Consider the following 12,550-nt stretch of genomic DNA (forward strand, 5'->3'; position numbering starts at 1 on the left):
AGCGGCGGCAGCTCTTCGACGAACATGTCGAGTGGTATCGCATGTACGGCATGAGCATGCGGCCGGTTCCGGCGTCCTGGGAAGAGTTCCAAGAGTACTGGGACCACATGTGCCGCAACGTGTTAGAGGACAACTACGCCGCCCGCGCCGTCCTCGATCTGACCGAGCTGGCCAAACCGCCTTTCGCCCAATGGCTTCCGGACCGGCTATGGGCCGCGCAGCGCAAACTGATGGCGCTGTTCTTTGTCTGGCTCACCGTCGGTCTCTACGATCCGCCGGTGCGCGAGCTGATGGGGTACCGGTGGTCGCGCCGCGACGAATGGCTGCACCGCCGGTTCGGCGATCTCGTTCGCCTCGTCTTTGCCTGCGTGCCAACGCGATACCGCAAACACCCGCGGGCGCGCGCCGGCTGGGATCGCGCGAGCGGCCGAATCCCTTGCGACACACCGCTGGTGCACACGCCGGCGCGCAACCTCCCGCCGATGGACGAGCGCGGCAGCCCGAAGCATTACTGCCCGAAGGTCTCTTAGCCCAACGCCTTTCAGGCGGAACCCCGACCAGGGTGAGCGCCGCGCCTTGACGGTGACGCGGTGACCGCTTTCAGCCCGCTCTCGCCCCGGTGATGGGGCGGCACGCCCGGACCGGCGTGCTCCGCGTTGCGGACCGCATCGATGACGAGTTGCCGGACGTGGTCGTTCTCCAGGCTGTAGAAGATCGTGGTTCCCTCGCGACGCGTCTGGACCAGCCGCGCCATCCGCAGCTTGGCCAGGTGCTGGGAAACCGATGGCGCGGGCTTTCCCACGTGCTCGGCCAGTTCGTTGACCGACATCTCGCGGTTGGTCAGCGACCACAGCACCTGCACACGGGTCGCGTCGGCCAGCATCCGGAACACCTCGACAACCAGGCCGGCCTGGTCGTCGGGCAAGCGGCCTTCGCTATTACCTGCGTGCATTCGCAGATAGTAGCCGCTTCACCCGGCCGGGACGACCGTCGACTGGCGTTGCCCGCCGTTGCGTTCGTTCCAGAACCGGTAAACGTCCACCGCGGCTTGTTCGGGTTGGTAGCGCATCGGCAGCCGACGGTGGTCCCAGGCCTTGGCGAATTCGTCGTAGAACGTGGCGACCTCGAAGTACTTCCGGTCATCGAGGTAGTACTGCTCGTAGGCCTCGCGCGTGGTGAGGAAGACGACTTCGCGGGGCGAGCAGTAATACAGCGAGCCCAGGCACATCGGGCAGGGGTGGGCCAGCACGTAGATTGTGCTGTCGACCAGGTGCTCGGTGCCGAGTCGCATGCACGCCTTCCGGATGGCCAGGATCTCCGCGTGCGCGGTCGGATCGTGCGTTTGGGCCACCTTGTTGGCGCTCTCGGCGAGGACCTGGCCGTCGTTGACGATCACCGTGGCGAACGGGCGACCGCCCTCGGCGACGTTCTGGCGGGCAAGCTCGATCGTCCGGTGGGCAAAGTCCGTCACGGGTACGCGGAGTAGTCCCCAGCGGGCACGCGATCAGCGCTGTGATAGTAACTAGACTGTCTATATTTTTCGGCTTGGGGACGAGGGAATTTCATGGCGCGCACCGATCGTGATCGTTGGGACTTGGCGACGAGCGTCGGGGCGACGGCGACCATGGTCGCCGCCCAGCGGGCGCTGTCGACCGATGAGAAGTTGATCGACGACCCGTACGCGGCGCCGCTGGTGCGCGCCGTCGGCATCGACGTCTACGTGCGGTTGGTGAACGGCGAGATCCCGGTCGGCGCGGAATCCGAGTTCGACCCGCAGCGCATGGCCCGGGCGATGGCCTGCCGCACAAGGTTCTACGACCGGTTCTTTCTCGACGCCGCGCAAAGCGGCGTCGACCAGGTCGTCATCCTCGCGTCGGGGCTTGACGCGCGCGCGTACCGCCTGCCGTGGCCGGCGGGCACCGTCGTCTACGAGGTCGACATGCCGGAGGTGATCGAGTTCAAGACGTCGACGCTGCGCGACCTCGGCGCCGAGCCGACCGCCGAGCGGCGCACCGTCGCCATCGACCTGCGCGACGACTGGGCCGCCGCGCTGCGGGCGGCCGGCTTCGATCCGAAGGCGCCCGCGGCCTGGAGCGCCGAAGGCCTGTTGGTATATCTGCCTGACGAGGCGCAGGACGCGCTGTTCGACAACATCACCGCGTTGAGCGCCCCCGGCAGCCGCCTGGCTTTCGAATTCGTGCCCGACACAAGCATTTTCGCCGACGAGCGGTGGCGCGCACACCACGACCGGATGAGCGAACTCGGCTTTGAGATCGACTTCAACGAACTCGTCTATCACGGCCACCGCAGTCACATCCTGGACCATCTGAACCAGCGCGGCTGGCGGACGTCATCGCAGACCACGAAGGAGTTGCATGCGGCCAATGGCTTCGTCTATCCAGACGACGAACTCGCCGAGGCCTTCGGCGACGTGACTTACAGCAGCGCGACGCTCAGCGGCTGAGCAGGTCGTCCTTCAGGCGGTTGGTGAGCATCTCTTGGAACACCGTGCGGGCCGGCTCGTACAGGTCCTGGAAGGTGAGCAGCACCGTGTTCCGGTCGTATTCGGGGATAGATCCCAGCGGAGTCCAGAAGCTGTCGATGTCCATCAGGAAGAACGGTCCCTGCTGGGCCGGCATGGTCCGGCGCAGGTGATAGCTCGCGTCCAGCGCCTGACCTACGCCCGGGCCATAGCGCACGATCATCGACTTGCCCGGCTGCGCTTCGCGGTAGACCGCCGCGCCCTGCCATTCGGTCAGGGTCAGGCCGGCGGGCGCGATGCGCTGCGGCCCGAGCAACGGCTCTGCGATCCAGTTGCTCCATTCGATGCGGCCATCCACGCCTTGCGGGACCCGGATTTCGAGGACGTAGCGCAGTCCGAGACGTTCCACCCCGACGATCGGCGAGAACTGCGCGCGGGCGTCGACGACGCGCATCACCAGTTCGAGCAGCGCCTCGAAGTTGCTGTAGGCGGTGGTTTCGATCACCACCGCCTGGGCCTTCATTGACGCGGCCAGGGTGTTGTCGCGGTTGACGTAACGGACGAACCGCTCGGCGGCCGGTTGCGGTTGTCCGCCGGCGCCCATCGCCCAGGCCACGTCCTGCGCCTGGCGTTCGATGGGAAGCAGGTCCGCGAGCAGACGCCTGAGTTCCCCGCTCGATGACTCCGTGAGGGAATCCGTTGCTGGGTGACGGATTTCCATGGTTACCAGCGCTACTGGCGCGTTTGGGTAGGCCGCATCGACACTCATGTCGCCGAGCATAGTCAAGTCGTTCGGCGGATAAACCGGGGCCCGCCGCGCGCTCGCGGGCGCGAATAGCGCGAATACTCGGCCGCCGCGCCGCCGGGCGTCTCGCGGGTAATAAGTGCTGGTCAGTGCCCCCACTAGGACTCGAACCTAGGACCTGCGGATTAAAAGTCCGTAGCTCTACCAACTGAGCTATAGGGGCGCGAACGTTCAGGATACTGGGTTGCCGGCGGCGCTCGAACGCCGCTCGTTTGAGGATTGGGCCCGTGGTGACCTAAGCTTGCTTGGCTCCCAACGGTAACTGCGTTGCGAGTGCCCCCGAAGTGATTCGGTTCTGGCCCCCATCGTCTAGTGGCCTAGGACGCCGCCCTTTCACGGCGGTAGCACGGGTTCGAATCCCGTTGGGGGTACGCGACGCGGTAACGCGGAGCAAAGCGAGGCCCTGTGGCGCAGTTGGTTAGCGCGCCGCCCTGTCACGGCGGAGGTCGCGGGTTCGAGTCCCGTCAGGGTCGCCAACACGGCGAGGCACTCAATGCCTTCCGGCCAGGTAGCTCAGTCGGTACGAGCGTCCGCCTGAAAAGCGGAAGGTCGGCGGTTCGATCCCGCCCCTGGCCACCATGTCTGACCTGCACGGACGCGGTGACAGTACGCTATGGATGGATGGTCTTGTGTCCGTTCGCCTTGCTTCCGGCCACGAGCCGGTCGAGATTCGTGGCGACGTAATCGAGTTCTTCTGGACCTAGCGAAGCTGGGAAGGCTCTCAGCGGTGCCGGTATTTCAGTGGCCGGCGTTTCAATCGAATGCTGACACGCGAGTGGTCGAGCGTGAGAGGCAGCGGTTGATCTGGGTTGAGTTTGGCATCGGTCGCCGCTGGGCTGCGCTCGTCGAGTAACGCTGTCAATACGGCGACGCCGAGTTGCAGCGCGAGGTCGGCTCCAGGACAGCCTTGCGGGCCGTGGCTGAAGAAGTTGAATGACCACGAGGTGCCGGCGGGTCCCTCGGTCCAAGCGGTGGGATCGAAGTGGTCGGCCTCGGGGAAACGGCTGGTGTCGCGGTGGTTGAAGGTATTGACGATCATGACTTGTGTTCCCGACGGGACGATCTCACCGTCCCACTCGGTGGGCCCGGTAAGCGTTCGCGCCACGGCGGGCGTGCTCGGCCAGAGGCGCATCGCTTCGCAGAGGCAGCCGACGAGGTAGTCGTGAGCGCTGTGTTCGTCGATTGCCTTCTGCGCGTTGAGTAGAACCTCGGGGTGGGTGGCCAGCAGCGCTAGACAACGCCAGAGATTGATGGCCAGGGTGTCACCCATCGCGAACATCCAGTGGATGACTTGGTGAGTCGGGTACGTGATGTCGGAGGCGGGTGCCGCGGCGAATTGTCCGACGAGGCTGTGTGCGTCCGCGGCCTTCACGTAGCGGTCCAGCGCGGTCAGGAAGGTGTCGAAAAGCTCGGGGTCTCCCTTGCCGGGCGGGTTGGCTTTGGCCATCAGCGTCACTAGTTGCGCCGAGATTTGCTTGTCGTCGGTTGCGTTGTCGCCGAGAATGATTCGCCGCGCGATTCGCTGTATAGCGCCATGAAACTGCGGCCAGTCGAGGTTGTCCGGCATGGCTCGGGCCACCTCGTCCGCAACGGTGGAGCACCGGTTGACGATCGCGCCGCTACCGGTGGCGTGCGCCAGGACGGCTTCGGTGAAGCGGCGGCGGTCGGACCAATGGTCGCCACGGGAGATGGTCAGGGCGTGCGGCTGGAACTTGTTCATCCCCGAGAGTTTGGGCTCCGGGTCGGACGCGAAAGGCTCTGGCGCGTGGGAGAGTACGAAGCGGATTTGATCGGGACCGAAGACGAGCAGAGTGGGCTTGCTACCCACTTTCACCCAGATAGGTCCATCACCGTAGCGCCGGTGCAGCGTGGTGAGCAGCCGATGTGCTCGGCGGGCGACACCGGCTCGGTCGAGCGCAGCGGTGACCGCGGGCCGACGGCTGAAGAGCCCTTCGGCGAGGTTGGGCAGCGCCACCAGCGTCGTGAAGCGCAGGCTCTCCAGTGCGGTGGTGTGCGGGAGGGTGGCTGTGCGGCTCGTCAAATTTCCTCACTCAACGATGCTGAGGGCGGCGTCGATGTGGCTGAGCAGTGCACGGCGTGCGGGCTCGGCTTCAGGAACGGGCAGCAGCGGGTAGATGTGAATTGCCCCGGGCTGCTCGTGGTAGGTGATCCGGCCGGCGCCGATGCTGTCCCGCAGCCGACGGCAGTCGGCAACGAAGATGTCGCGGTCGCCGATGTAGAGGTCGATCGGTGGAAGATTCTGCAGCGCACCGAAGATGGGGCTCACCCGGTAATCGTCCGCGGCGAGGTGTCCCGCCCATACGCGGCCGCACTCGCGCAGGCCGGGAACCGCGAGCCAGGGGTCGCGCCTGGCGAGGCTCGGGATGGCGGGATTGGTCAGTGCGATGTCAAGCCAGGGGCTGATCAGGGTGAGCCCGAGCGGCGGGGTGGCTCCGGCACTGATGGTCGCCTGGGTCGCGGCGAGCGCCAGGCCTGCACCGGAGGAGTCACCGGCCAGATAGGTGGGCCCATTATGCGAGGCTCGGCTGATCACATGCCCGAGGAAGTCGATCGCTTCTTCGGCGTGGTGCTGCGGCGCGAGTCCGTAGAGGGGGACGTGCACAGGGCGCCGGGTCGCGTCGGCGATCGCGCAGACGAGTCTCCAGTGCGCCGGCGCGATCTGGTTGACGTAGGCACCCCCGTGGACGTACACAACCGAGGGACAGCGGGTAGGAATGGGCTCAGTGCTCGCCGATTGCACCGTGTGGCAACGGAATCCGCTCACAGTGGCACTGGTCAGACGGTAGCGATCTGACGTCGCGAGCCGAGAGGGTGGTTCGCCGTTTTTCTTGGGCCGATTGAGATAGGCGCGGGCACTCCGCTCAGTTGCATAGGTGCGAGGTCGCCGGACGAGTCGCCCGTAGGTAGCGATGGCATGCATCTGCCAGGACATCGGTCTACCGTACGACCGCAATCTTGAAGACAGCGCTGGTGATGGTTCCGAATGCGTTTCTGCCGCCGATGAATAGCCGCTTGGTGTCGTAGCCCGCCACGTCCTTCATATTCTGGCCGCCGAAGCGGGCCGCGCCGGCGCCGTCGGGGAGGACGACCTCGACGCCGAGCAGTCCGTGGCGCACCTCTAGGCGCTCCTCGCCGGTTGCGTTGGCGATCAGTTCGCCGACGGTTCGGTCGAGGCCCTCGGTTGGGATGGCCGGGCAGGTCACACCTTGCTCGTGGAGTTTGCGTGAGAGGTCGCCGAGTGTGACCGCGGCGCCGACCACCAGGTTCAAGTTGCCGGTGTTGACCTCTACCGTGGTGTCGTCGCCGTCGGCGTGCGGCGCCGAGTTTGGGCGACCTTCGAGCGCCGCGCGCACGGCAGCTTCGAACGCAGGCAGCGCGGGTTCTTCCGGTGAGGGGTCGGGCAGCATGATGCCGGGGTTGAAGGTGTGCGCGGGATCGAAGACCTGCTTGAGGATGCGTTGGGCGGCGATCTCGACCGGGGTGAAGCGTTTGGTCATGAATTGGATTTTCTCGGTGCCGACGCCGTGCTCGCCGGTGATGGTGCCATCCAGCCTTAGTGCTGCTTCGATGATTTCGTTGTTGGCGGCTTCCAAAGCTGCGGCCGCGTTGGGGTTCTCCTTGTCGTAGAAGGTGGTCGGGTGCAGGTCCCCGTCTCCGGCATGTCCGGTCACGGCGATGAATAGCAGGGCGTCCGAGTGTCGTTTGGCGGCGTCCTGGATTGCCTGCTGCATCTCCGGAATGTGTTGGCGTGGCACCGTGACGTCGCCGATGAAGAAGCCTTTGCCGCTGTGCACCACGGCGTCTGGGGCGTGGAGGCGTCCGTACCAGAGCTTGGCGCGGGCGTCGTCGTCATCGGCGCGGCGCACCTCGGTGGCGTGTCGTCGCAAGACCTTTTCGACAATCGCGGCGTCGCGGTCGACCTCGGCGGCGGTGCCGTCGACGTCGATGAGCACGATCGCGTCGGCGTCGGTGGGATAGCCGGTGTCGGTGAACTGCTGCAGGCCGTTGATCCCGGCTCGGTCGAGCCATTCGACCGCCGCGGGCACCGTTCCGGTCTGGATGATCGCGGAGATAGTTTCGGCTGCCTCCCGGGCGGTGTCGAAGCTGCCCATCAGGCTGCGAGTGACCGGCGCAATGGGGCGCAACGCGACGGTCGCTTCCGTGAGGATCGCCAGAGTGCCTTCCGAGCCGATCAAAATCCCGAGCAGGTCGGGGCCGTGGTCGTCCGCGCTGAGGTTGATCACGGTGCCATCGGCCAGAACCGCTTCGACGCTGAGGACGTGGTTGTAGGTAACGCCGTATTTGAGAGCGTGTGGGCCACCAGCGTTTTCGATGATGTTGCCGCCGATCGTCGCCAGGTGTGCCGATACCGGGTCAGGTGAAAAGACCAGCTTGTGCGGGGCCAACTTCTCCTGCAGATGGGCATTGATGACCCCGGGCTGGACCCGGGCGGTGCGAGCGGTCGGGTTGATATCGAGGATCTGGTTCATCTGTGTCAGATCGATCATCACGCGGTCCGCGCCGGCCATGACTCCGGCACTGCAGTTCGATGCGCCGGCGCGGGTGACCAACGAAACATTATGTTCGGCAGCAACTTCGACTGCGGCGGCGACGTCGTCACGACTGCGCGGGAGCAACACCAGACCAGGCTGTCGGCCGAAACCCCAATAGTCCTTGGTGTTTTGGGCTAGTGTGGCCTCGTCGGCGGCCACCGCGTCGCGGCCCGGAAGCGCCGCGGCGAACGCCGAAACGATCGTGTCATCCACCAGATGTCTCCTAGCTGCCGAATCCCCCCGGCACGGGTGTCGTGCGGGCGTTGATCAGGGTGGGACGGTCGCGGTCGGCGATGCCGGCTTTGACCAGCTCGAATACCTCGTCAGAGCTGTGTGCTTCGTGGGCGTCGACGCCGTAGCTGGCCGCGGTCGCGACGATGTCGAGGCCGGGGATGTCGAGCCCGGGGACGTTCGGGGTCTTTTCCCAGACGCCGAATTCTTTGACCACGCCGTATTCGGCGTTGGACGCTACCACCACGGTGAGGGGGATGTTGTAGCGTGCCGCGCTCCACAGCGCGGTGATCGCGTAGTGGATGGAGCCGTCACCCATGCACGACACCACCGGACGGTCGGGAGCCGCGATTTGCGCGCCGACCGATGCCGGCAGCCCCCAGCCGAGTCCCCCACCGGCCGCCGACAGATGTGACCGCGGATTGCCCGGGCGGATGCTTTCGGTCATGACGATCTCGTTGCTGCCCGCTTCGCTGACCCACAGAGTGTCCGCGGGTGCGGCGTGAGCGACAGCGGCCCAGAGATCCGCAGGCTTGAGTGGCACCTGCTCCGATACCCGTTCGGGGATTGCGGCGCGCGGCGCGGGCGCGGGGCGCTGAGTGGGTTTGACCGCCGCCGCCAGGGCGCGGGTGGCGGCGCGAATGTCCGCGACGATCGCGTCACCGACGGGGGCGCGGGCGGCCTCGTCGGGATCGTTGGTGACCTGGATCAAGCGTGCGCCGCTGGGCAGGTACGGCCCGGGCACCAACGGGTAATAGCGGAAGACCGGCGTCCCGATCGTGAGGATCAGGTCGTGCCCCGCGAGAAGTCCAGAGATCCAGCCCGCCCCGGGGGGCAGCGCGCCGTGGTAAAGCCGGTGATTCTCCGGGAACCCGCTCCAGCCGGTCAAAGGTGCGGTGTACACCGGCGATTCGGTGCGCTCGGCCAGCTCGATCACCGCGTCATACGCGTCGTAGCGGTCGATATCGCCGCCCACAATGATCGCCGGCGAGGTGGCGGCGTCGAGTTGTGCGCCGACCTGCTCGGCCAGCTCGGTCGGAAAACCCGTCGCGTGGGTCACGGTGCGATCGCGCACCACCGTGATGTCAGCGAGCTGGTCTTCGGTCAGTTCGATCGGCATGTCGTCCATCGGCAACGAGACGAACACCGGGCCCATCGGTGGAGTGGTGGCCAGGTGGATGGCCCGAGCCAGCACGGCCGGGGACTCACTAGCGGTCGCCGGCTCGGCGGCCCATTTCACAAATGGCTTTGGTGTTGTCGTGGGTTCGTGATTGGTCAGCAGGCAGTACTGGTTTTGCATGTTGCGCCGCTGGTTGCCCGCAGTGATGATCAGCGGCGTCTTGTTGACGTAGGCGTTGTAGATCTGGCCTTGCGCGTTACCCATGCCAGGGGCGGTGTGCAGATTGACCAAGGCGGGACGGCGGGTGACTTGCGCGTAGGCGTCGGCCATCCCGACCGGGATCATCTCCTGCAGCCCCAGGAAGTAGCGGAAGTCGTCGGGAAAGTTTTGCAGCAGAGCCAATTCCGACGAGCCGGGGTTGCCGAACCAGGTGGTCAGATCGTGTGAGCGGAACAGGTCGAGGATGGCGTCGCGCACTGTGGTCATCGGTGATGGTCGCTTTCAAGTGAGTCAGAAGACAGAGTCAGTCGAGTTCCCCGGGCACGGGGTTCAGCGCCCAGTTCAAGGCGAAGTCGGCGACTTCTTCCCATCCCGGTGCGCCGCAAGTGAAGTGGTCTCGCTCAGGGAAGAGTTTGTAGGCGGTGATCGCGGCTGAGTGTTTGGCGTTTTTGGTGTAGTTCTCGTGCTGCACCGCAGGCGGCAGGATGTGGTCGTGGCCGCCGGCGATGAACAGCAGCGGCGCGCGGTCGTCGTTGGCGAAGTTGTACGTGGTGGCCGCGTGATGCGTGACGTTGGCCAGGCCACCCTGGAACAAGATGCGCGCAGGTACCGGAACCGCGTAGCGCTCATAGGCGACCTGAGACTCGGATTCGCTCAGTGTGTTGGTGAACGCGTAATGGAATTGCTCTGGCGTGATGGGCACCGCGCGGTGCAGGTTGGCGGGATTTTTCAATACCGGAAATGTAGCGCGGATTTCGGACAACGGCAGCGCTGTGATGCCTTTGACAGCGGCGCCGTCGATCGACACCCCGGCCCGACCATAACCAGCGTCGAGCAGGAGCTGCACGAATGTGCCGCCGAACGAGTGGCCCATCAAGATCGGCGGCTCGGCGAGTTCCTCGATGAGCTCGGCGAGATGATCGAAGACCTCCCGCACCCCGAGGTCGGCCAAAGGTGCGGGGTTCTCCCGCAGCGCGGCGACTCCGGCCGGGCCGGGGGCTACGCCGGGGTAGCCGGGTGTCAGGACGGAGAAACCGCGAGCACGGTAACGCGCGACCCAGTCTTCCCACGCAAACGGCGTCATCCACAGGCCGTGCACCAAAACGATGGTCTGATCATGGGCGGCGTTCATGACAAGAAGCGTTACCGCTGCGGGTGGACTTCACAATGAACGGCAGCCCAAAGTCGCGATCACGCACCTTGTGCCCAGGCACAATAGCGAGCGGCGCTTTACGATTCGATACATGTTGCAGCAGCGACCGCCAACGGCGCTCGTCGATCGCGTGCGGCAACGGTCGAGCGTGATCGTGACGAAGGTGCTCACTCGGCTTCGCGCTGAAGTCCCGGACTACCTTCCCAACGGTGACGACAGCGGCGATGCTGTCCGCGAAAACATCGCCGATTACCTGGCAGAGATGCTCGACTGGATTGACCTCGGCGCCGATCCTGGCCACTGGAATCTCGAATCCGCGAACCGAGTTCGTCACCGCGCCAGCCAGGGCCTGACATTGTCGAGTTTGTTGCATGCCTACCGCCTCGGCGCGGCAGCTATCTGGGACGAGCTCGCACGCCTGGCGGACAGAGACGAACTCGACACGGAAGCCCTCATTGCGGCGACACCGTCCATCTTCGCCTGGCTGAACACCAATTCGCTTCGCGCACACGCAGTTTTCCGCGAGATCGACATCCGCGACGCGCGACGCAACGAACAAGTTCGCGCGGCCCTGCTCGACACGGTGCTGTTCAACGAGTCCAGCATGGGAGCGCCTTTCTGGGACGCGGTCGCCGCCCTCGGCCTCCCGCGGACGGGCCAGCTCACGATCATCGCGGCAACCAGCGCCGAGCCTTCGGTGGAGCATTCGCCTCCCGACATCGAGACGCTAATCTCGGCACACCCCGCTGTTCGGGACTCGTGGTTTCGCCTCACGTCTCATTCGCAATTGGGGGTCGTATCGCTTCGACGGAACCGCGCCGACGCCCTTGACACCATCGCCGCCACCATCTGCACCGACATCCCCATCATGATTGGCCTAAGCAGCCCCTTCACCGACATCGCCGACTGCTCAAAAGCCCGCGCTCAAGCTCAAGTCGCCATGTCCGCCTCGTCGAACAGTCGCCCGAGTACTCGCTACGACCGCGATGTCGTGGCCGTGTTGCTCGCCAGCTCGCCAGACGCCGCCGCATCCGTAGTGACAACCACGCTGGGGCCGGTACTCGAGTTGCCAACCGAACGGCGCGAGCCACTCCTCACCACGGTCGACACCTGGCTACAGCGCGGCCAGTCCGTCTCGGCCACCGCCGACGAACTGCACTGTCACCGCAACACCATCAACTACCGATTGCGCCGATTCGCCGAACTCACCGGACGACCGCTCACCGACAATTTCTGGCTGGCTCAAGTCGCACTGGCGCTGGAAGCTGCGCGCACTTGAACAGAAAATGCGTGCGATCCCGCCCCCGGCCACCGATCAGAAGGTGCCGTACGGCGCCCCGGTGACGATCGAATAGGCCGCCTCCCCGAGGACCGCCAATTCCAAACCGCCTGCGAGCGGGAGCAATCCGACATCGGCGGCGATCGGATAGCCGATCGCGTTAACCAGCCCCGCGAGGGGCTGACCGTTGACCATTTGGGTCACCCCGTCGAGGAACAGGTTCAGGTCGTAGGACGGCAACGAGACCAGGACCGCGATGGTGATGTCCGCCGTCGGAAGCAGCGTCGAGTAGGCCGTCGAGAACGCGGTCGTCGCCGTGCCGACGATCTGGGTGTTCGCTGACTCCAGGCCCGAGATCAGATCGGTCGGCGTGGGCGGCCCGGTGGGCAGGGCCAGTGTGCCTGGCGATGACGAGAACGACGTCAATGCCTGCGAGATGTCCTGCAGCGACGGGAGCTGCGGGGGTAACTCGGCGTAAAGGTCGCCGATCGCGGCGCCGATGCCCTGGTGAATCCCGCTGACCAGGGCGGGCCCCAGGGCCGCGGTGTCGCTGAGCGGCGGCAAGAATCCGAACGGGGTCGTCACGTTGGCCGGCCCGGTGGACCAGCCATAATTCGGATCGCCGTAGCCCCAGTTGACCAGGGGTCTCAGCACCGGTTGGACCAGATCGGCGATCGGGTTGCCGAC

11 protein-coding genes, 4 tRNA genes and 1 pseudogene are annotated in these 12,550 nt (G+C 65.6%); 6 read left to right on the forward strand and 10 right to left on the reverse strand.

What is annotated here, in order from left to right:
- Positions 1-530: oxygenase MpaB family protein (locus tag A5706_RS12895; RefSeq protein ID WP_156767092.1), on the forward strand; the 530-nt coding region annotated here is incomplete at its 5' end.
- An 11-nt stretch (positions 531-541) separates the two neighbouring features.
- Here the strand turns inward: A5706_RS12895 and A5706_RS12900 are convergent.
- Both A5706_RS12900 and A5706_RS12905 read right to left on the reverse strand, forming a co-directional pair.
- Entirely contained in the window at positions 542-952 is a 411-nt protein-coding gene (locus A5706_RS12900) for a metalloregulator ArsR/SmtB family transcription factor (RefSeq protein ID WP_068131100.1), read from the reverse strand.
- A gap of 18 nt (positions 953-970) precedes the next feature.
- A complete protein-coding gene (locus tag A5706_RS12905; protein ID WP_068131103.1) occupies positions 971-1,471 on the reverse strand; it encodes a nucleoside deaminase in 501 nt (166 codons plus the stop codon).
- A gap of 93 nt (positions 1,472-1,564) precedes the next feature.
- On the opposite strand from A5706_RS12905, the gene A5706_RS12910 reads away from it, so the two are divergent.
- A complete protein-coding gene (locus tag A5706_RS12910; protein WP_068131106.1) occupies positions 1,565-2,464 on the forward strand; it encodes a class I SAM-dependent methyltransferase in 900 nt (299 codons plus the stop codon).
- On the opposite strand, the gene A5706_RS12915 is transcribed toward A5706_RS12910, so the two are convergent.
- Both A5706_RS12915 and A5706_RS12920 read right to left on the reverse strand, forming a co-directional pair.
- Positions 2,454-3,263, reverse strand: a complete 810-nt coding sequence (locus A5706_RS12915) for a TIGR04255 family protein (RefSeq protein ID WP_068131108.1) — start codon at positions 3,261-3,263, stop codon at positions 2,454-2,456. The genes A5706_RS12910 and A5706_RS12915 overlap by 11 nt on opposite strands.
- 114 nt (positions 3,264-3,377) lie before the next feature.
- Positions 3,378-3,450, reverse strand: a tRNA-Lys gene (locus tag A5706_RS12920).
- 135 nt (positions 3,451-3,585) lie between these two features.
- Here A5706_RS12920 and A5706_RS12925 point away from each other — a divergent pair.
- From A5706_RS12925 to A5706_RS12935, 3 genes are all read left to right on the forward strand, one after another.
- Positions 3,586-3,658 (forward strand) — tRNA-Glu (locus A5706_RS12925).
- Positions 3,659-3,686: 28 nt separating this feature from the next.
- Positions 3,687-3,763, forward strand: a tRNA-Asp gene (locus A5706_RS12930).
- 26 nt (positions 3,764-3,789) lie between these two features.
- Positions 3,790-3,866, forward strand: a tRNA-Phe gene (locus A5706_RS12935).
- A gap of 142 nt (positions 3,867-4,008) precedes the next feature.
- Here A5706_RS12935 and A5706_RS12940 read toward each other — a convergent pair.
- From A5706_RS12940 to A5706_RS12960, 5 genes are all read right to left on the reverse strand, one after another.
- Positions 4,009-5,328: a cytochrome P450 gene (locus A5706_RS12940; protein WP_068131110.1), complete on the reverse strand. Its 1,320-nt coding sequence runs from the start codon at positions 5,326-5,328 to the stop codon at positions 4,009-4,011.
- A gap of 6 nt (positions 5,329-5,334) precedes the next feature.
- Positions 5,335-6,000, reverse strand: coding sequence for an alpha/beta hydrolase fold domain-containing protein (locus tag A5706_RS12945; protein WP_197517820.1), 666 nt, complete (start codon positions 5,998-6,000; stop codon positions 5,335-5,337).
- A gap of 244 nt (positions 6,001-6,244) precedes the next feature.
- The gene (locus tag A5706_RS12950) at positions 6,245-8,074 is read right to left on the reverse strand and encodes an FAD-binding oxidoreductase (RefSeq protein ID WP_369831854.1); all 1,830 of its coding nucleotides are present in this window, start codon (positions 8,072-8,074) and stop codon (positions 6,245-6,247) included.
- A gap of 10 nt (positions 8,075-8,084) precedes the next feature.
- Positions 8,085-9,698 (reverse strand): benzoylformate decarboxylase, encoded by a 1,614-nt coding sequence (mdlC, locus tag A5706_RS12955; RefSeq protein ID WP_068131118.1) that lies wholly within the window; start codon positions 9,696-9,698, stop codon positions 8,085-8,087.
- A gap of 37 nt (positions 9,699-9,735) precedes the next feature.
- Complete coding sequence (locus A5706_RS12960; protein WP_068131121.1) at positions 9,736-10,563, reverse strand: alpha/beta hydrolase; 828 nt, start codon at positions 10,561-10,563, stop codon at positions 9,736-9,738.
- 112 nt (positions 10,564-10,675) lie between these two features.
- On the opposite strand from A5706_RS12960, the gene A5706_RS12965 reads away from it, so the two are divergent.
- Positions 10,676-11,863: a CdaR family transcriptional regulator gene (locus A5706_RS12965; protein ID WP_068131124.1), complete on the forward strand. Its 1,188-nt coding sequence runs from the start codon at positions 10,676-10,678 to the stop codon at positions 11,861-11,863.
- Between the two features lie 36 nt (positions 11,864-11,899).
- Here the strand turns inward: A5706_RS12965 and A5706_RS12970 are convergent.
- Positions 11,900-12,550: pseudogene (locus tag A5706_RS12970) on the reverse strand (PE family protein); the annotation flags it as partial.

It is taken from the genome of Mycobacterium sp. E796 (genome assembly GCF_001672815.1).
Classification (GTDB): Bacteria; Actinomycetota; Actinomycetes; order Mycobacteriales; family Mycobacteriaceae; genus Mycobacterium.

Excerpts from the sequence above, each read along its gene's own strand:
- A5706_RS12965 (WP_068131124.1), top strand. The coding sequence starts at position 10,676 with ATGTTGCAGCAGCGACCGCCAACGGCGCTCGTCGATCGCGTGCGGCAA.
- mdlC (WP_068131118.1), bottom strand. The coding sequence starts at position 9,698 with ATGACCACAGTGCGCGACGCCATCCTCGACCTGTTCCGCTCACACGAT.
- A5706_RS12910 (WP_068131106.1), top strand. The coding sequence starts at position 1,565 with ATGGCGCGCACCGATCGTGATCGTTGGGACTTGGCGACGAGCGTCGGG.
- A5706_RS12915 (WP_068131108.1), bottom strand. The coding sequence starts at position 3,263 with ATGCTCGGCGACATGAGTGTCGATGCGGCCTACCCAAACGCGCCAGTA.
- A5706_RS12900 (WP_068131100.1), bottom strand. The coding sequence starts at position 952 with ATGCACGCAGGTAATAGCGAAGGCCGCTTGCCCGACGACCAGGCCGGC.
- A5706_RS12960 (WP_068131121.1), bottom strand. The coding sequence starts at position 10,563 with ATGAACGCCGCCCATGATCAGACCATCGTTTTGGTGCACGGCCTGTGG.